This window comes from Janthinobacterium psychrotolerans (genome assembly GCF_001677885.1).
GTDB classification, from domain to species: Bacteria; Pseudomonadota; Gammaproteobacteria; order Burkholderiales; family Burkholderiaceae_D; genus Janthinobacterium; species Janthinobacterium psychrotolerans.
The window spans coordinates 309,134-327,802 of sequence record NZ_LOCQ01000059.1; the positions used below are offsets into that span (position 1 = coordinate 309,134).

At 64.3% G+C, this 18,669-nt stretch carries 20 protein-coding genes; 12 read left to right on the plus strand and 8 right to left on the minus strand.

Translation table 11 applies throughout. From position 1 onward, the window contains the following. Positions 1 to 32: 32 nt before the first annotated feature. The 7 genes from acnB to ASR47_RS19895 all read right to left on the minus strand — a co-directional run bounded on the left by acnB (position 33) and on the right by ASR47_RS19895 (position 8,416). Positions 33 to 2,624: a bifunctional aconitate hydratase 2/2-methylisocitrate dehydratase gene (gene acnB / locus ASR47_RS19870; RefSeq protein ID WP_065309505.1), complete on the minus strand. Its 2,592-nt coding sequence runs from the start codon at positions 2,622 to 2,624 to the stop codon at positions 33 to 35. A gap of 159 nt (positions 2,625 to 2,783) precedes the next feature. After that, on the minus strand, positions 2,784 to 3,698 hold the full coding sequence (yddG, locus tag ASR47_RS19875; protein WP_065309597.1) for an aromatic amino acid DMT transporter YddG: 915 nt from the start codon (positions 3,696 to 3,698) through the stop codon (positions 2,784 to 2,786). Positions 3,699 to 3,710: 12 nt separating this feature from the next. Beyond that, positions 3,711 to 5,582, minus strand: coding sequence for an AI-2E family transporter (locus ASR47_RS19880; protein WP_065309506.1), 1,872 nt, complete (start codon positions 5,580 to 5,582; stop codon positions 3,711 to 3,713). A 125-nt stretch (positions 5,583 to 5,707) separates the two neighbouring features. Continuing rightward, complete coding sequence (locus ASR47_RS19885; RefSeq protein ID WP_171898999.1) at positions 5,708 to 5,917, minus strand: hypothetical protein; 210 nt, start codon at positions 5,915 to 5,917, stop codon at positions 5,708 to 5,710. After that, positions 5,889 to 6,197, minus strand: coding sequence for a hypothetical protein (locus ASR47_RS27150; protein WP_150127883.1), 309 nt, complete (start codon positions 6,195 to 6,197; stop codon positions 5,889 to 5,891). Before ASR47_RS27150 ends, ASR47_RS19885 begins: the two co-directional genes overlap by 29 nt. A gap of 153 nt (positions 6,198 to 6,350) precedes the next feature. Beyond that, the gene (locus ASR47_RS19890) at positions 6,351 to 7,718 is read right to left on the minus strand and encodes a sensor domain-containing diguanylate cyclase (RefSeq protein WP_245714419.1); all 1,368 of its coding nucleotides are present in this window, start codon (positions 7,716 to 7,718) and stop codon (positions 6,351 to 6,353) included. 92 nt (positions 7,719 to 7,810) lie between these two features. Continuing rightward, complete coding sequence (locus tag ASR47_RS19895) at positions 7,811 to 8,416, minus strand: TetR/AcrR family transcriptional regulator (RefSeq protein ID WP_065309508.1); 606 nt, start codon at positions 8,414 to 8,416, stop codon at positions 7,811 to 7,813. 97 nt (positions 8,417 to 8,513) lie between these two features. On the opposite strand from ASR47_RS19895, the gene ASR47_RS19900 reads away from it, so the two are divergent. The 9 genes from ASR47_RS19900 (at position 8,514) to ASR47_RS28050 (ending at position 15,873) form a co-directional block, all read left to right on the plus strand. Further along, positions 8,514 to 9,794 (plus strand): NAD(P)/FAD-dependent oxidoreductase, encoded by a 1,281-nt coding sequence (locus tag ASR47_RS19900; RefSeq protein ID WP_065309509.1) that lies wholly within the window; start codon positions 8,514 to 8,516, stop codon positions 9,792 to 9,794. Further along, complete coding sequence (locus ASR47_RS19905) at positions 9,791 to 10,564, plus strand: DUF1365 domain-containing protein (RefSeq protein WP_065309510.1); 774 nt, start codon at positions 9,791 to 9,793, stop codon at positions 10,562 to 10,564. The genes ASR47_RS19900 and ASR47_RS19905 overlap by 4 nt, the downstream gene beginning before the upstream one ends. Beyond that, a complete protein-coding gene (locus tag ASR47_RS19910; RefSeq protein ID WP_065309511.1) occupies positions 10,561 to 11,766 on the plus strand; it encodes an SAM-dependent methyltransferase in 1,206 nt (401 codons plus the stop codon). Before ASR47_RS19905 ends, ASR47_RS19910 begins: the two co-directional genes overlap by 4 nt. Then, complete coding sequence (locus ASR47_RS19915) at positions 11,735 to 13,033, plus strand: MFS transporter (protein WP_150127884.1); 1,299 nt, start codon at positions 11,735 to 11,737, stop codon at positions 13,031 to 13,033. The genes ASR47_RS19910 and ASR47_RS19915 overlap by 32 nt, the downstream gene beginning before the upstream one ends. After that, complete coding sequence (locus tag ASR47_RS19920) at positions 13,030 to 13,563, plus strand: DUF3833 domain-containing protein (RefSeq protein WP_065309513.1); 534 nt, start codon at positions 13,030 to 13,032, stop codon at positions 13,561 to 13,563. The genes ASR47_RS19915 and ASR47_RS19920 overlap by 4 nt, the downstream gene beginning before the upstream one ends. Further along, positions 13,551 to 14,330 carry an SDR family NAD(P)-dependent oxidoreductase gene (locus ASR47_RS19925; RefSeq protein ID WP_065309514.1) on the plus strand — a complete coding sequence of 260 codons (780 nt, stop codon included), beginning with the start codon at positions 13,551 to 13,553 and terminating at the stop codon, positions 14,328 to 14,330. The genes ASR47_RS19920 and ASR47_RS19925 overlap by 13 nt, the downstream gene beginning before the upstream one ends. Then, positions 14,327 to 14,782, plus strand: a complete 456-nt coding sequence (locus ASR47_RS19930; protein ID WP_065309515.1) for a nuclear transport factor 2 family protein — start codon at positions 14,327 to 14,329, stop codon at positions 14,780 to 14,782. The genes ASR47_RS19925 and ASR47_RS19930 overlap by 4 nt, the downstream gene beginning before the upstream one ends. Further along, positions 14,779 to 15,282 carry a TspO/MBR family protein gene (locus tag ASR47_RS19935; protein ID WP_065309516.1) on the plus strand — a complete coding sequence of 168 codons (504 nt, stop codon included), beginning with the start codon at positions 14,779 to 14,781 and terminating at the stop codon, positions 15,280 to 15,282. Before ASR47_RS19930 ends, ASR47_RS19935 begins: the two co-directional genes overlap by 4 nt. A gap of 159 nt (positions 15,283 to 15,441) precedes the next feature. Continuing rightward, positions 15,442 to 15,873, plus strand: coding sequence for a hypothetical protein (locus ASR47_RS28050; RefSeq protein WP_065309517.1), 432 nt, complete (start codon positions 15,442 to 15,444; stop codon positions 15,871 to 15,873). On the opposite strand, the gene ASR47_RS19945 is transcribed toward ASR47_RS28050, so the two are convergent. Then, entirely contained in the window at positions 15,831 to 16,382 is a 552-nt protein-coding gene (locus ASR47_RS19945; protein WP_065309518.1) for a flavodoxin family protein, read from the minus strand. The genes ASR47_RS28050 and ASR47_RS19945 overlap by 43 nt on opposite strands. A 75-nt stretch (positions 16,383 to 16,457) precedes the next feature. Here ASR47_RS19945 and ASR47_RS19950 point away from each other — a divergent pair, with 75 nt between their 5' ends. The 3 genes from ASR47_RS19950 (at position 16,458) to ASR47_RS19960 (ending at position 18,669) form a co-directional block, all read left to right on the plus strand. Beyond that, entirely contained in the window at positions 16,458 to 17,141 is a 684-nt protein-coding gene (locus ASR47_RS19950) for a hypothetical protein (RefSeq protein WP_150127885.1), read from the plus strand. 152 nt (positions 17,142 to 17,293) lie between these two features. Continuing rightward, positions 17,294 to 17,731, plus strand: coding sequence for a GNAT family N-acetyltransferase (locus ASR47_RS19955; RefSeq protein ID WP_065309520.1), 438 nt, complete (start codon positions 17,294 to 17,296; stop codon positions 17,729 to 17,731). A gap of 101 nt (positions 17,732 to 17,832) precedes the next feature. Next, a complete protein-coding gene (locus ASR47_RS19960) occupies positions 17,833 to 18,669 on the plus strand; it encodes a hypothetical protein (RefSeq protein ID WP_217270597.1) in 837 nt (278 codons plus the stop codon).

Genomic DNA, 18,669 nt, shown 5'->3' on the forward strand with positions numbered 1-18,669 from the left:
CAGCTTGCCGGGGTCGCTTCATTCACTCAGCCTTACGCCGGCACTTGCACCGTATCGGCCACCGAACGGAACTCTTCGATCTTGTCGAAGTTCATGTAGCGGTAGATCTCGGCGGCATTGTCGGCGATCACGCCGATATGCGACATGTATTCCGCGCGGGTCGGAATGCGGCCCAGCAGCGAACACACGGCGGCCAGTTCGGCCGAGCCCAGGTAGACATTGGTCTCGATGCCGAGGCGGTTCGGGAAGTTGCGGGTCGAGGTCGACATCACGGTGGCGCCCTTGCGGATCTGCGCCTGGTTGCCCATGCACAGCGAACAGCCCGGCATTTCCATGCGCGCGCCGGTGCGGCCCAGGCTGCCGTAATGGCCCTCGGACGTCAGCACCTGCTGGTCCATCTTGGTCGGCGGCGCGATCCACAGGCGCACCGGAATGTCGGTCTTGTTTTCCAACACCTTCGAGGCGGCGCGGAAGTGGCCGATATTGGTCATGCACGAACCGACAAACACGTCGTCGATCTTGGCGCCAGCCACTTCGGCCAGGGTTTTCACGTCGTCCGGGTCGTTCGGGCAGGCCACGATAGGCTCGTGGATGTCGGCCAGGTCGATCTCGATCACGGCGGCGTATTCGGCATCGGCGTCCGGCGCCAGCAGCTCCGGGTTGGCCAGCCAGGCTTCCATGGCGCGGATGCGGCGCTCCAGGGTACGCTGGTCGAGGTAGCCGTTGGCGATCATCCACTTCATCAGGGTGATGTTCGAGGTCATGTACTCGATGATCGGCGCTTTATCCAGATGCACGGTGCAGCCGGCGGCCGAGCGTTCGGCCGAGGCGTCGGACAATTCAAATGCTTGCTCGACCTTCAGGTCCGGCAGGCCTTCGATTTCCAGGATGCGGCCCGAGAAGATGTTCTTCTTGCCCTTTTTGTCGACCGTCAGCATGCCCTGGCGAATCGCGTACAGCGGAATCGCGTTGACCAGGTCGCGCAGGGTCACGCCAGGCTGCATGGTGCCCTTGAAGCGCACCAGCACCGATTCCGGCATATCGAGCGGCATCACGCCGGTGGCGGCGGCAAACGCCACCAGGCCGGAACCGGCCGGGAACGAAATGCCGATCGGGAAACGGGTGTGCGAGTCGCCGCCGGTGCCGACGGTGTCCGGCATCAAGAGGCGATTCAGCCATGAGTGGATCACGCCGTCGCCCGGACGCAGGGCGACGCCGCCACGGTTTTCAATAAAGGTCGGCAGTTCGCGGTGCATCTTGACGTCCACCACTTTCGGGTAGGCGGCGGTGTGGCAGAACGACTGCATCACCAGGTCGGCCGAGAAGCCCAGGCAGGCCAGGTCTTTCAGCTCGTCGCGGGTCATCGGGCCGGTCGTGTCCTGCGAGCCGACGGTGGTCATCTTCGGTTCGCAGTAGGTGCCCGGACGAATGCCGGTGCCTTCCGGCAGGCCGCAGGCGCGGCCGACCATTTTTTGCGCCAGCGAGTAGCCACGGCCGCTGTCGGCCGGGTTTTGCGGCAGGCGGAACAGCGACGACGGGCCCAGGCCCAGCGATTCGCGCGCCTTGGCGGTCAGGCCACGGCCGATGATCAGGGGAATGCGGCCACCGGCGCGCACTTCGTCAAACAGCACGTCGGACTTGACCGTGAATTCGGCGATGACCTGGCCGTTTTTCAGCGCCTTGCCTTCATAGGGACGCAGTTCGACCACGTCGCCCATGTCCATTTGCGTGACATCGAGTTCGATCGGCAGTGCGCCGGCGTCTTCCATGGTGTTGTAGAAGATCGGGGCAATCTTGGTGCCCAGGCAGACGCCGCCGAAGCGCTTGTTCGGAATGAACGGAATATCTTCGCCGGTAAACCACAGCACCGAGTTGGTGGCCGATTTGCGCGAGGAACCGGTGCCGACCACGTCGCCCACGTAGGCCACCAGGTGGCCCTTGGCTTTCAGCGCTTCGAGCTGCGTCAGGGGGCCGATCTTGCCCGGCTCTTCCGGGTTGATGCCCGGACGCGGGTTTTTCAGCATGGCCAGCGCGTGCAGCGGAATGTCCGGGCGCGTGGTGGCGTCCGGCGCCGGCGACAGGTCATCGGTATTGGTTTCGCCGGTGACCTTGAACACGGTAATGGTCAGGCTTTCAGGTACTTCCGGACGCGAGGTGAACCACTCGGCGTCGGCCCACGACTGCACCACTTCGGTGGCGCGCGCGCTGCCCTTGTCGGCCAGTTCCTTGACGTCGTGGAAGTAGTCGAACATCAGCAGGGTTTTCTTCAGGCCTTCGGCCGCCACCGCGCCAACCACCGGGTCGTCGAGCAGGTCGATCATCGGCTTGATATTGAAGCCGCCCAGCATGGTGCCCAGCAGCCGGGTCGCCAGCTCGCGCGACACCAGTGGCGATGTTTCCGTGCCCTTGGCAACGCTGGCCAGGAAGGCGCATTTGACCTTGGCCGCATCATCGACGCCGGCCGGCACGCGGTGGGTGATCAGGTCGACCAGGAATGCCTCTTCGCCGGCTGGCGGGTTCAACAGCAGTTCGATCAGGTCCGTGGTCTGGGCCGCCGACAGCGGCAGCGGAGGAATACCAAGGGCGGCGCGTTCGGCGACGTGATTGCGATAAGCAGCTAGCATGAAATACTCTCGATCAAGGTGGTTTGCAGAAGCGGCGGCCGCCTGGCCGCCTGTCTCGAACTGCATTATACCTCAAGCAGTCTTATATAAGACATATAATAGGAGAGCAAAACTTGTTGATGGCGATCGCGCCACACTTTTTCTATCGAGCAATACCCCTTAGCCGGTCACTGCGCTACCGCGCCGCGCCCGCGTCGCCAGCCAGCACAAGACAGCCCCGCCGCACACCATGGCCGCGCCCTGCCAGAACGCGTTTGACAAGGGCGCGCGCAGCAACATGGTCGACAATGCCGCCGACAGCACCGGCGTGAAATACGAGGCGCCGGCCAGGATGGTGACGTTGCCGTGCAAAATGCCGACGTTCCAGGCGCCGTAGCCCAGGCCCATGGCGGCGGCGGCCAGCAGCAGGTAGACGACGGCCCCGGTGGTCAATACCATCGGGCCGCCGCCGCCCAGCAGGTATTTGATCCACAGGCTGACCGATACCAACATGAAAAACAGGGTCACGCCGTTCTTGCCGCCGGCGATGCGCGCCGTCACGGTGCAATAGGCGGCCCAGATCAGCGCGCCGGCAAACGCCAGGCCGTAACTCAATGGATTGTCGCGCACATTGACCAGCATGCCGGCCGCGTCAAACCCGTGCTCGCCGCCCAGCACCAGGCAGATGCCGGCGACCGACAGCACAAAGCCGGGCAGTATCAGAAAATTGGCCTTTTGCCGGTTGAAGACGATGGCCGCGACGATGGTAAAGCTGGGCCAAAGATAATTGACCATGCCCACTTCGATGGCCTGCCGGTCGGTGTGGGCGTAGCCGATCGACAGCGCCAGGCACAGCTCATAGCTGACAAACAGCAGGCTGCCCCAGACCAGGTAGCGGCGAGGAAAGTCGGCCAGCCTGACCCAGCCGGCCGACAGCAGCAGCAACACCGAGGCCATGCTGTAGACCATGGCGGCACCGCCGGTCGGGCCCAGGTGCGTGCTGACGCTGCGGATCAGGCCGACCAGCGAGCTCCATAGCACAATGGCGACCAGCCCCATGGCGGTCGCCCTGGTCGCCTTGTTGGCGTGGTGCATGCGGCGGTCCAATCAGCGCTTGGCCGCGCCGGCTTTTTCCGGCGTGACGAACGCCAGCCCTTCCTCGAACGAGCGCAGCACGATATCGACCGACTGCTCGACCGCGGCCTGGTGCGGCAGCGCCACGATATTGCTGTGGCGAATGGTGACCAGGGTGGCGTCGGGCAGGTGGCTGCGCATGTCGGCCACCAGCACGCGCCACTGCTCGAGGTCCGCCGGCTCCGGATACATGATGAAAGCGGTGCCGATCAGGCCGCCCTTGTCGGCCACCGGTTCCGGCCGTGGCCGGTCGAGCACGGTGCTGCGCACGTCGTCGCATACTTCGCGCAGCGCCAGCACCAGCAGTTCGGTCAGGAACTCGTCGCGTTCGTTGGCAAAGCCGGCACACAGGATCACCGAATGCAGGGGCACGTCCAGCGAACCCTGGAAAGTGCCCAGGCGCGCCTCGCGCGCATGGCGCAGGTGGGCGCCGATATTGGCGTCGGCCAGCGACATCTTGCGCCGGCGCCACATGCCGTAGCGGCTGTCGCCCGAGTAGCGCGCCAGCGTGTCGGCCAGGGCGATGACGGTGCTGCGGATGCGATCCTGCTGGGCCTGGTCGATCAGGCCCAGCGCGCGGTCATCGACCGCCAGGTCGAGGCCCGGCAGCAGCACATGGTCGCAATAGCGGGCGAAACTGCTGCGGCGCAGATAGGCCTGGGCGTGCTCGATGACGGCGGTGGAACTGCCGGCCAGCACGCGATGGTAAAAACGCTCCGCTTCGCTCACGCCGGGCGTGTCGGCAAACAGGACGGTGATCGCTTCGAGCGCGCGGATATGGCGCCCGGCCACCACCAGGCACAAGGTCAGCGGCGTGGAAATAAGCAGGCCGGCCGGGCCCCACAGGGTGCCCCAGAACAGCGCCGAGACGATCACGGCCAGTGGCGACAGGCCGGAACTGTGACCGTACACTTTCGGTTCGATGATATTGGCGACGATGATTTCCAGCACGGCAAACATCGCCATGCACCACAAAGCCAGGGTCCAGCCCGGATCGATGGCGGCGACGAACAGGGTAATGGCCAGGCCGGCCACCAGCGCGCCCACGTAGGGCACGAAGCGCAGCAGGCCGCTGAGCGAACCCCACAGCAGGGCATGCGGCACATGCAGCAGCCACAGTCCCAGCGAGACGGTCAGCGCGAAAATGATATTGACGATGAACTGCGAAAAGAAAAACCGCGACACGCCCTCGGCCGCATGCACCAGGGTGCGCATGGTGCGGCTGACATCGCCCTGCCCGGCCAGGCGTACCACGCGTTCGCGCAGCGACTCGTGCTCAAGCAAAATAAACACCAGCAGCACAAACACCAGCCCGGCTTCGCCGACTGGCCCCGAGATCACGGAGATAAAGCGCGCCACCGTATCGCGCGCGGCCGGCGCCGGCGTGCGGATTTCCACCGGTATCGCTTGCGTCGCATTGCGCGGCAGGCCGGCGCTGGCCGTATGGCTGCTGCCTTTGGATAGCGGCGAGACGGCGTTCAATTCGGCCGCCAGGCGCGCGAACGGGCGTTCGGTCAGCTCCTGGATGCGCTCGATCTTGCCGTGGATGGCGGCGCGGTAATGCGGCAAGTCCTTGGTCACGGACACCAGTTGCAGCGCCAGCACGGCGCCGACGGCCGCAATCGAGGCGCCCACCAGCAGCAGCGACACCACGGTCGACGTGAAAAAGCCCAGGCCCCAGCGGTTGAAGACGCGGATCAGCGGCGCAATCACCAGGCTCAGTATCAGCGCCAGCACCAGCGGTTCGAGCACCGGGCGGCCAAAATACAGCAGGCCCAGCGCGCAGGTGATCGTAACGGCGGAGCTCATCGCGGGCCGTGACAGCACGGAGTTTTTCAATGCCATGTTCTATATTCCATCTAGGGTCTGGGGGCAATCATGCAGGCGGCTGGCCCGGGTGCCGGTGGGCAAACCGCCGCCGCACGAATGGTAGCAGGCCTGTCGCCTGCGGTGTGAACGAACATCGCCCTTCAGGCCAGGCCCTGGCGGCGTTGCGCCATGCCCGACACGCGGGCAACATCGAGCAGATCGTCAAGCTGCCTGCCGTTGGGGCAGGCAACGCAGGCCATCTGCGGAATCGAGTTGGCCAGCAGGCGCAGGCGATCCTCGCTTTCGCGCAACGCTTGCGTGGCGCGCACGGCGTCGCTGACATCATTTCGCTGGATAAAGGCGCCAGACACGGTGCCGTGGCTGCTGCGGATGGGCTGATACACGAAATCGTATCATGTCGCGCTGGCCGATCAGGTTCATGAAAGCATCGTTGGCCACTTCAAAGACGTGGCCGGGTTCGCGCACCACCGCCGTGCAGCCAGGGGCCTGGCGGAACAACCCGCGCATGCGATCGATTTCCTGCGCGCGGTGTCGCTCGGCCAATACCTCGCTGGCGGTATCGACGCAGACACAATGCATGCCAGCGATCGATCCCTGCTCGTCGTGCACGGGGGAGCAGGCAATAGCCATGGTAAATATCGAGTTCAGCGCAAGATTGACGGTGGCACGCCGCTGGCCTGGCCAGCGGCGTGCCGAGGCGCGTATCGCTCCAGGCCTTCAGCGCGGTCAGCTGTGCGACCTCGCCTGCTCCGCCAAGGAGTGACAGGACATTATTCCCGGTATTCAGGAATAGATCCTTGTCCGGTTGCGTCCCTGGTGCTTGGCCTCGTACATCGCCTGGTCGGCCCGCTTGATCAATGCTTCGAAGCCGGACATGTCCTCTTCCATGACCGCCACGCCAAGGCTGATGGTACAGGCGATGGCATGCTGTTCGTAGATGACCGGCACCTGCTCCACTTCGGTGCGCAGGCGCTCGGCAACGGCGAAGGCATCGGCCAGGCCGACCGACGGCAGGATGATGGCGAATTCCTCGCCGCCAATGCGCGCCAGCACGTCGACCTGGCGGCAGACAGCTTTCATCGTTGCCGCCAGCTGGCACAGCACCGCATCGCCGGCCGGGTGGCCATAGCGGTCGTTGATCGCCTTGAAGTGATCCGCATCGAGCATGATCAGCGCCACCGGCCGCAAGGCCTTCTTGCGCCGCATCAGCTCCAGCTCGGCGGCCTCGAAGAAGGCGCGCCGGTTCGACAGCCCCGTCAGATGGTCGCAATACGCCGCCTTGCGCAAGCTGTCACTGGCGTCGCGATTGTCCGAGATATCGCGAATGATCAGGCAATAGGCGGCTTCCTCGTCCGGGCGGCCAGGCAGCGGCGAGATCATGGAACTGCCCCAGAACTGGCTGCCATCGGCCCGCAGGTGCACGCCCTCATCGAGGCTCCAGCCGTTCTCGTCGGTCTCGCGCAGGCGGTCCAGCAGCTGTGCCGGCGCGGTCGCGCCGGCCGGATAGAACAGCGCATACGGCTGCCCCTTGATATCGTGTCCATAGCCGGTGACACGGCCGATGCTGTCGTTCCAGGACTCGATGCGGCCGCGCCGGTCGATGCTGACCAGGGCGTAGTTGGTGATATTGGTCATGATCGCATTCAGCCAGGCATCCGCATTGCGCAGCTGCCGCTCGCGCCGGTCCTGCGCGGTGATATCGTTGAGCACGGCCATCAGGCGGCAGGCGTCGAGCTTCAGCATGCTCAGCGACAGCACTTGCGGTCCTCTGGCGGTACCATCGGCATGCAAATAGAGCCGTACAGCATCGCAGATTTGCCCGTGCGGGGCATGAAAGTTGCGACAAAGCAATTTCAGATCGGGCGCCACCAACGCCAGCACATCGAACAAATTGCTTGGCCCGCCATCCTGACTCAACGGCATGAGCAACTCGGCCGCCAGCGGATTGAGCATGGATATGGCGCCATCGGCACCCAGTTGCACCAGACCGGCGGGCGCCATGTACAGGAACTGCAGCAGTGCCTCGTACTCGCGGACATCGGTGCCGTGCATGGCGCCGGCATGCGCAATGCCGGGCGCGCCCGGTACCTCGTTAACGTCGATTGTGGCCAGCCGTGGCTGCGCCTGGCCCGCTTCTGCGTGCAAATTCATGGATAAAGTTTCCTGCGCTGACGCTATTTACGCTGCACGTCGTGTTAACCAAGCTGTCCGGACGGAGTCGGCCTCACCGGGCAGCGCCCGCTTCAATGGAAGCCTTCAAACGTCACCTTCAGCATGTGGCGCACGATATCGTCGCTCGCCATCTTGCTGTATTTCTGCAGGTATTCGACCGCCGGATCGCAGGTGCGCGCATAGTAGCTGTACAAGATGACGTCGGTCGGCAGGTCGCGGCTCAGCAGTCCGTCCTGCTGCGCCTGCTTCACCAGGGCCTCCAGTTGCCGGTTCAGTTTCATGATGCGCAGCATGTACTTCACATTGCGGATCAACATCTCGCGCACGTGCGGGCTGGTCGACGGCAGGAATGGCAGGCCGCCTTCGAGACGCACCCGCAATGCCCATTCCAGCAGGGACGACAGTTTCTGCATGGGGCCGTGCGACGGGTCAAGCGCCGCCACGTAATCAAGCGCGCCATCGAGCAGGCGTATCAGCGCCTCGCCCACCAGCTCCTCCTTGGACTTGAAGTGCTTGTACAGGCTGGGCTTGGAAATGCCGACGGCGCCGGCCACATCGTCCATGGTCATCAGGTCGTAGCCCTTCTGGCTGAGCACGGCCGTGGCCGCATCCAGAATGGCGCTTTCGCGCAATTTGAAGGCCTGGTTCTTGAAGCTTAGTCTGGGAAGAATACTCATCGGTAAATTTCCGCTACCAATTAGTAGCTTTTGTTGTTGGTCAGTAGTAATATTATCACGGCGGTAGAACTCCAGCCATGATAACAAAGAAAACTACATGACTTCCACACGCAAACGTATCGCCATCATCGGCTCCGGCATTTCCGGCCTGGCCAGCGCCTATTTCCTGCGCCACCAGCATGACGTGGTGCTGTTCGAGGCGAACGACTACCTGGGCGGCCACACCCATACCGTCGATGTCACGCTCGAAGGGCGCACGCACGGCGTCGACACCGGCTTCCTGGTCTATAACGATCATACCTATCCGAACCTGGTGGCGCTGTTCGCCGAACTGGGCGTGGCCAGCATCGCCAGCGACATGTCGTTTGGCGTGTCGATGGACGGCGGCGCACTGGAATGGGCGGGTACCAGCATCGATACCGTGTTTGCCCAGCGCGCCAACGCGCTGTCGCCATCGTTCCTGGGCATGCTGCGCGACATCGTGCATTTCAACGGCCATGCGCAGCGTTTCCTCGAACTGGCCGGCGCGACCGGACTGACGCTGGGCCAGCTGCTGCGGCGCGAGCGCTACGGAGCGCGCTTTCGCGACGCCTATCTGCTGCCGATGGCCGCCGCAATCTGGTCCAGTTCGCCGAACGACATCCTGCGCTTTCCGGCCGCCACCTTTTTGCGTTTTTGCCTCAATCACCGCCTGCTGCAAGTGAACAACCGGCCGCAGTGGCGCACGGTGGCGGGCGGCGCGCGCCAGTATGTCGAGAAAATCGCCGCCACCCTGCCCGACCGCCGGCTGCGCACCGCCGTGCATTCGGTGCGGCGCGAGGGCGGCGCGGTGCTCGTCAGCAGTTCCATGGGTACGGAAACCTTTGACGCCGTGGTGCTGGCCACGCACGCGCCCACCACGCTGGCCATGCTGGCCGACGCCAGCGAAACCGAACGCGCCATCCTGGGCGGCGTGCGCTACCAGCCCAATACCGCCTGGCTGCATACGGACACGCAGCTGATGCCGCGCAGGCGCAAGGTCTGGTCCGCGTGGAATTACCTGGCGGGCGCCGCCTCGGCCGGCCAGCGCCCGGTCTGCGTCAGTTACTGGCTGAACCAGCTGCAGGCGCTGCCGTTCGACACGCCGGTGATGGTCACGCTCAACCCGCATGTACCGCCGGCAGCCGGCACGGTGCTGGACAAGTTCGACTATGCCCATCCGATCATGGACCAGGCCACGATCCGCTCGCAACAGCAACTGGCGCAGATCCAGGGCAAAGGCGGCCTGTGGTACGCGGGTGCCTGGACCGGCTACGGCTTCCACGAGGACGGACTGAAATCGGCCTTGCGCGTGGCTGCGGCGTTCGACGCGGCGCCGGCCTGGGCGACGCTGCCATGAGCGCGCAATCCGCCCAGCTGGTGCACGGCCAGGTGGTGCATGCGCGGCTGCGCCCCGTGACGCACCGCTTCGTCTATCCCGTGTTCTATGTGCGCCTCAACCTGGCCCGGCTCGATCAATGCAACTCACGCTGGTTCGGCGTGGACCGCTGGCGGCCGCTATCGATCCGCCGCCGCGACTACGGCCCGCGCGACGGCTCCAGCCTGGAGCGCTGGATGCGCGCGCTGCTGCTGGAACATGATATTGCCGCCGATGGCGAGATCTGGCTGCAGACCTTCCCGCGCGTGGCCGGCCATGTCTTCAATCCCGTCAGCTTCTGGCATTGCCATGACGCCGGCGGCCGGCTGCGCGCCGTGCTGGCGGAGGTCAACAACACGTTTGGCGAATCGCACCGCTACCTGCTGCACATCACCGGCGACGCCGGCCAGGAGCGCGCCAGCTGCGTCAAGCAGTTGCATGTATCGCCGTTCTGCCAGGTGGAGGGCCACTACCGCTTCCGTTTCCGGCTGGGTGGCGCCAACCATTGCACCGGCCTCGATTACCACGACGACCAGGGCCTGCTGCTGAAGACTTCCCTCAGCGGACGTCCCGTGCCGCTCACCGATCGCAGCGTGCGCGGCGCGCTGCTGCGCTATCCGCTGCTGGGCCTCGGCATCGTGGCGCGCATCCACTGGCAGGCCCTGAAGCTGTGGCTCAGGCAGGTACCTTTTTTCAGCAAGCCCCCCGCCCCCATCCATCCCATCACCATGCGTCAGGAGCATGAGCAATGACTCGCACTTTGTCGACCACCCCCACGTCGGCGCCCGCCGGCGCCCGCCTGTTCATCGCCTTGCTCGATAACATCCGCCACGGCCATCTCGAACTGATCACGCCGTGCGGCACGCGCATGGTGTTTGGCGACGCCCATGCGGCGTCCGGCGCCACCCTGCGGCTGCATGACTGGCGCGCCTGCCAGCGCATCCTGCGCGCCGGCGACATCGGCTTTGCCGAAGCCTATGCGGCCGGCATGGTCGACACGCCCGACCTGACGGCGCTGCTGCGCCTGGCGCTGGCCAACGAAGCATCGCTGAACAAGCTGCTGTTCGGCGGCGCGCTGGCGCGCTGCTGGTACCGCCTGCGGCACTGGCTGCGGCCGAACACCCGCAAGGGCAGCGAGCGCAACATCCATGCCCACTACGACATCGGCAACGATTTCTACCAGCTGTGGCTCGACCCCAGCTGGACCTACTCGAGCGCGCTGTTCGATGGCGACTACAGCCTGCCGCTGCACGCGGCGCAGCAGCGCAAATACCAGCGCATCATCGATACGCTGCGGCTGAAGCCGGGCCAGCGCGTGCTCGAGATCGGCTGCGGCTGGGGCGGTTTTGCCGAACATGCGGCGCTCCAGGGCATACACGTGCATGGGGTGACGATTTCGCCGTCGCAGCTGGAAATCGCCCAGCGCCGGGTCGCGGCGCTGGCGCTGCACGACCGCGTCAGGCTGGAACTGTGCGATTACCGCGACCTGGGCGGCGAATACGACGCCGTCGTCTCGATCGAGATGTTCGAAGCGGTCGGCGAGCAGTACTGGCCGCAGTATTTCAGCACCGTGGCGGCCCGCCTGAAGCCGGGCGGCCAGGCGCTGGTGCAGACGATCACCATCGGCGAACAGCATTTCGCGCGCTACCGCAGCAGCACCGATTTCATCCAGCAGTATATTTTCCCGGGCGGCATGCTGCCCAGCGTCGAGCGCTTCGAGCGCCAGGCCGGCCGGTGCGGCCTGCGTCCGCTGCAGCGCCACGCCTTCGGCCGCGATTATGCGGAAACGCTGCGCCGCTGGGATGCCGGCTGCCGCGCCGCGCAGCAGGAGATCACGGAACAGGGCTTCGACCAGCACTTCATGCGCATCTGGCAGATGTACTTCGCCTACTGCGAGGCCGCATTTGACGAGGGGAGAACCGATGTCGTCCAGTTTCTGCTCGAAAAAGACTGATGCGGGCATGCAGCAGCGATGGCGCCTGGCCGCCTACGGCCTGCTCGGCATGCCGCTGGCCATGGCCGCGCTGCCCGTGTATGTGCAGGTGGCGTCCTATTACAGCACGGTGCGCGGGGTCGGCCTGGCGCAGCTCGGCTGGATCCTGTTCGCGGCGCGCCTGTTCGACACGCTGCAGGACCCGCTGCTTGGCCACGTCATCGATCGCTTGCGCGGCGGCATGACGCGCTGGCTGGCGCTGTCCGGCCTGCTGCTGGCGCTGGCCTTTGCCGGCCTGTGGCAGCCACCGGCGTCGGCCCTGGCGGCAAGCTGGTGGCTGGCCGCGATGCTGGCGCTGGCCTATGGTGCCCACAGCATGCTCAATATCGCTTACCTCGCCTGGGGAGCGCGCCTGCCGGCAGGCGCCGCCCTGTTGCCGGCGGCGGCCTGGCGCGAGGGCGCGGGGCTGGCCGGCATGATACTGGCCAGCGTGATGCCGGCCGCCGTGATGAGCGGACCGGCCACCGGCATCGCCAGCGGCATGGGACTGTACAGCCTGGCATTCGCGGCGCTGTTGTTGCTGGCCCTGCTGGCACTGCTGACGCTGGCGCCGGCGTGGCAGGCGGCGCCACTGCCGGCGCAGCACTGGCGCGCCGCGCTGCGGCGCGTGGCGGCCAACCGCCGCTTCCGGCGCCTGCTGGCGCCGTATTTCCTCAACGCCTGTTCGGTATCGCTGCCGGCCACGCTGGCGCTGTTTTTCATCAGCGACCAGTTGCAGGCGGCGCCGCTGGCCGGCGCCTTTTTGGGCTGCTATTTTGTCGCCGCCGGCTGCGGCCTGCCGCTGTGGACCGCGCTGGCGCGGCGCATCGGCGTGCTGGCCTGCTGGCGCCTGGGCATGGGCCTGGCCATCGCCAGCTTTGCCGGCGCCGCACTGCTGGGTCCGGGCGACGTGCTGCCCTATTTTGCGGTCTGCCTGGCCGCCGGCACAGCGCTCGGCGCCGACCTGGCGATGCCGCCGGTGCTGCTGGCCGGGATCATCCCGCCCGACGAACCGGCCGGCGCCTACTACGGCGTGCTGACGCTGGCCGGCAAGCTGGCGCTGGCCCTGTCCGGCCTGGCCTTGCCGCTGCTGGCGATGCTGGGCTACCGGCCCGGCATGGCGGGCGGCATGGCGCTGGCGCTGGTGTACGCGGCGCTGCCCTGTACCTTGAAACTGCTGGCCATGGCGACCCTGTGGCGCAGCCTGCCTTCGACTTTAACCGTTGCGCCTTACCGGAGCTCACCATGAAAAACCTGTTGGCTGGCCTGCTGCTGGCCCTGACCGCCGGCTGCACCGGCCCCGACGTGCGGCAATACAAGGCGCAGCAGCCGGCGCTGGACCTGGCCGCCTACTTCAGCGGCACCACCGACGCCTGGGGCATGTTCCAGCGCCGTGGCGGCGAGGTGGTCAAGCGCTTCCACGTGGTCATCACCGGCACCCCAGGCGACGGCACGCTGGTACTCGATGAACAGTTCCGCTACGACGACGGCAGCAGCTCACGCCGTGTGTGGCGCCTGGCGCGCGGCCAGGACGGACTGTGGCGCGGCCGCGCGGACGACGTCAAGGGCGAGGCGCTGGGTGAAGTGGCTGGCAACGCGCTGCGCTGGCAATATACGCTGCTGCTGCCGGTCGACGGCACCACCTATGAAATGCGCTTCGACGACTGGATGTTCCTGATCGACGACTGCACCATGATCAACCGCGCCAGCATGGGCAAGTTCGGCATCGAGCTGGGACAGGTCACGCTGATGTTCCGGAGGCGCGCATGCGGCCCCTGAACCATCCGATCGCGTCGTGGGCGGGACGGCGCGTCTGGCTGGTCGGCGCCTCAAGCGGCATCGGCGCCGCGCTGGCGCAGGAACTGCTGCGGGCCGGCGCCACGGTGGCGCTGTCGGCGCGGCGCCCGGCGCAGCTGCGCCAAGTGGCCGCCGGCCATGCGCAGGCCATCGTCGCGCCGTTCGACATCCTCGACCAGGCGGCCTGGGGCGGGCGCTACCGCGACATCTGCGCACAGGCCGGTGGCGTCGACCTGGTCATCTTCTGCGCCGCGTCCTACCGTCCCGAGCGCAGCTGGGATGTCAGCGCCGAAGGCGCCGCGCACACGCTGGCGGTCAACTTGGGCAGCGTCTACACCGGCCTGGCCACGGTGCTGCCCGACATGCTGGCGCGCGGTTCGGGCGGCGTGGCCATCGTCGCCAGCGTGGCAGGCTACATGGGCCTGCCCAACGCAAGCGTATACGGCCCCACCAAGGCGGCCCTGATCAACCTGGCCGAATTGCTGTACACGGACCTGCACCCGCGCGGCCTGGATGTCTACCTGGTCAATCCGGGCTTCGTGCAAACCGCGCTGACGGACCAGAATGCGTTCGCCATGCCGGCCCTGCAAACGCCGCAGGCGGCCGCGCTGGCCATCCGCGGCGGCCTGGCCAGCGGCAAATTCGAAATCCATTTCCCGAAACGCTTCACGATCTGGGTCAAGCTGCTGGGCGCCCTGCCATACCGCCTGCGCTTTGCCCTCATCAGCCACTTCCTGGTGCCAAAATGACCGATCCCGAACCCCTGCTGGCATGGTATGCCGCGCTCACCCCCGACAGCGTCCGGCAGGCCGGCCGGTTCTATGCGCCCGACGCGCAGTTTCGCGATCCGTTCAACGATGTGCGCGGCGTGGCCGCGATCGAAGCGGTGTTCGGCCACATGTTTGTCAACACGCAGGAACCGCGCTTCATCATCGGCGAGCGCATCGTGCAGGGCGAACAGGTCTTCGTGACCTGGCGCTTCGTGTTCCGGCTGCGCGGCGCGCCCTACGAGGTCTGTGGCGGCAGCCACCTGCGCTTCAACCAGGCCGGCCTGGTGGTGCTGCACCGCGATTACTGGGATGCGGCCGAGGAACTGCTGCAGAAGCTGCCGCTGGTCGGCGCGCCAATCCGCTGGCTGCGGCGGCGCTTTCGCGTCACGCTGCCGGCCGACCTCACTTTGTCGAAAGGATCGCGCAAATGAACATCATCATCTCCCCGCAGCGGCCCGGCCGGGCCGTCCTTGAACTGGCAGGCTGGCTCGCCGTGACCGGGGCCGCCGCCGCACTCGGTGCGCTCGCGTCCGTTGACGCGGCCGGTTTCTACGCACAACTGGACCGCCCGGCATGGGCGCCGCCGGCCTGGCTGTTCGGTCCGGTCTGGAGCGTGCTGTACCTGATAATGGCCGTGGCGGCCTGGCGCGTGGGCCGCATCCGCACGCCGCCGCCCAGGCCGGCATGGCTGCTGTACCTGGCGCAACTGGCGCTCAATGCCTTGTGGAGCTGGCTTTTCTTCGCCTGGCATCTGGGCGCGCCCGCATTCGCCTGCATCGTCGCGCTGTGGCTGATGATGATCGCCACTATCGTCTCGTTCGGGCGGCGCGAACGCCTGGCGGCCATCCTGCTGTGGCCCTGCCTGGCTTGGGTCAGCTTCGCCGGTGCGCTGTGCCTTGCCATCTGGCAGCGCAATCCGGCACTGCTGTAAACGTCCAGACAACGGCAATCGTGCGCGGAGCCACGCATCAGTAACGGTCGCCTATACCCCCCGATATCGAAGTCGTCACCGACGATAAAGCCGCACTCACCAACGACATCGTAGAGACCATGGCCGCCTCGTCGCGCTGCGCGTTCGAGCGCCACCGCCATGCGCTTCGTGTTTTTTGACGACGACACGCACATCCTGTTCGCCACCACCTACGATGGCGACTGGGACAGCTACATCAACAATTTCGCCACCAGGATACCCGGACTGATGGACCTGCTGTTCGCCAATATCGACGGCCGGCCCCGGCATCGACAGCTCGCAGGTCAAGAACTTTATCGCCGGCCACCAGATCACTACAGGACGCGGCCACGCGCAAGGCGCTCGACACTTTGTGCATCGCGCTGGCGCAGCCGGAAGGAGTGGACTACTGACGACGTTTCTTGCCACCTTCAGCCAGTTGCGCGGCGGGCAATACCTGCCCATGCCGTCGCGGCGGGCATGGCGGTGGGCAGGCGCTGCCGCATGGTCTGCGCCAGCGCGCTCCTGATTTACGCCAGGCGTGCCGCCACCTGCGCCACGCGCTGGCCGTAGGCCCTGGCCGTATCGAGGTCGCCCTGTGGAATTTCTTCGACACTGGCGTCCGACGGCGATTGCACCAGCAGGCCGACCGAACCACCCAGGTTGTTCAGGTCGCTGCGCTGGGCGGCCTTGCTGTTCGATGGCAACAGGCCCAGGCTGACCCAGATGCCGCCATGCTGCGACGCCAGGGTCTGCAGGGCGATCAGGGAGACCGCCTTGTCGCCGTTGAAGCTGGCGCTGTTGGTAAAGCCGCCGAATACCTTGTCTTTCCAGTCCAGCGTGAACCAGATCTTGGAAGTGGCTTCGGCAAATTTCTTGAATTGCCAGCTCGGGCTGCCCATATAGGTCGGCGTGCCGAAGATGATGGCGTCGGCCGCCGCCAGCTTTTCCCAGCCGCCTTCGGGCAGATTGCCTTCGGCATCGATGGCCAGCAATTCACCGGCCGCGCCTTCGCTGACGTACTCGGCAACGCGTTGGGTATGGCCATAGCCGGAATGATAAACAACCACGGTTTTTGTCATGAGATGCTCGCTGTAAGGAAGGGCTTTCAGTGTAAATGAGGCTGGGCTCGCTTGTAAGTACGCACCAAAAGGTAAGTGCAAGCCCGGTTTGACGCCTCGACCTGCAGAACGGCGTTTTGTGCACTCTTCCTGCCAGTTTGTTATTATAAAGAAATGAAAAAACTCTTGCTCCTGATTTGCCTGCCGCTGCTGCTGGCCGCCTGCGGCGCGTTCTCCAGCGCCCTGACCGACGCCGACGTGGCCCGCTACATCAAGGCCTACGATAATTTTGCGATCGCGGCGCCGGAACTTGAAAAGCTCAAGACGCAGGACCAGGCCATGTCGCTGCTGACCTGTGCGCCCTGTCTGGCGCGCCTGGAAAAGGCGGTGCAGGATGCCGGTTACAAGGACATGAAGACCTTCGTCGCCTTTGATATTAGGATGCATATCACGCTCAGGGCGTGGGCTTACGTGGAAATTACCAAACTGGCCGGGCAATCGGGACAGGCGGTGGCGGCCGAGGATTTCTGCAAGATCAAGGAAAATATCGCGAAGTCCAAAGATGCCGAGGAAATGCGGGTGGTTTGCACACGCCTGAAATCCTATACCAGCTTCCTCGACCGGGCCGGGGCGTTTGCGGTGAAGCTGGCGGAAAAATTGCTCAAGGACGGCGACATCGAGGTGGTCGCCAAGCATATCGATGCGATCACCAAGGCCCTCGCGAACGACAAGTTGCCATCGGAATTTCGCCACAGCAGTGATGGCGGCTTTGACGACTAGTTTGTGGCCCTGATGGCGCTTGCCGTGTGAAACAACCATCAAGCTGGACCCGACGGAAAACTGCGGCGTACCTCTCCTGTAAAGGTTGCCGCGGGCTATCAACCGCCGGATGCAGCCATAGCGGCGAAGCCCGCGCAGAAGAAAGGACTCCTTTGACGCAGAGCGTAATTTTTATCAGTGACAGTGCTGAACCCGAGTTTGAACGAATCATAGGCAAAGGTTTGGACGAGTTCAATGAACAGATAGCGGGCCGCAGTGACCGACGGCCCCTGTGCGTGATCCTGAGGGACTCCATTACCAACGAAGTGTTGGGGGGAGCTGTTGGCAGGACTTCTCTCGGGCTGGCGTTTCTGGATCTGTTTCACCTGCCGGCTTCCCTGCGCGGTTCCGGATTGGGAACGAAGATTCTTGACGCCTTCGAAGTAGAGGCACGCCAGCGCGGCTGCAGTTCGGCGGTGCTCTACACCATCAGCTTCCAGGCGCCCGGCTTTTATGAAAAAAATGGATGGACGAGCTTTGGTGAAATAAGCTCGGAACGGGAAGGTATCAGCCGGGTATTCATGACCAAGAAACTGCAGCATGCAAGGTGACCGCTTTCCGCCCAGGCTGTGTAAAGACGTCAGGGACGCTTTGACACAAAAGTTGCTTTGAAGTTTGCAAACCATCACTCAGTGATTTTTTTAGGGTTACCATGAGCATAGCGATCAAGTCTTATACAGCCCCAGTTGCGGCGTACGCTCCTGTCCACGATAAATTTTCCTCCAAAAATTCTGACAGTACTTCCGCACTGCCCTCCAATTCGAACGCTGCCGTAACTGCATCCATATCCGACGCTGCACGGGCGCTTTACAGCTCAAGTAGCGCGGATGAGCCACAGGCTCGAATATCCGATACACATTTAAAAAACGCATACGCCAAGGGACAGCGTGATGTTTATAATTTTGGACAGCTTATTGCAGGCGGGAACTACAATAAAGAAGACCTGCTGCCCACGACTGACGATGCCGGGCGTTTGGCATTGGGTCAGAAATCATTGGACTACGCTATCGGCCTGTCTCAAATTCCAAGCAAAAATGTTCCGAACCCATTTGGCGCAATGGCACGGAACGATCTGAGCGCGATTGTTTACGGTGATAATGATGCCTATACGGAGGCCGAGCGATATGCCGCTTATGCTGAACTGAGCAAGCAGGATGAAACATACTTTTCTCAGTTGTACGCCAAAGTGACGAATGGAGGCGACAATCGTCATATATTCAAGGGCATTATGGACTATTTCGATGAACTGCCTCCTGTGGAGAAAGCGGCTTATCGTGAAGGTTTTAGAGACAGTATCGACAGTCTTTATCAAGAGCAGACAGCGCAGTGGGGGCCGCTTGCTCTCATAAAACAAGCTGCTGGTGGCAACGACGCGCAGTTATCCCAAAGCGTTACTGACCAGGCGCATGCTCGTCACAAGACGTTACAGTCAGTTCTGGAGAAGGCGTTTGAGCTTTCCAAGGTTAAAATATCCTATCAGACGCGGTAA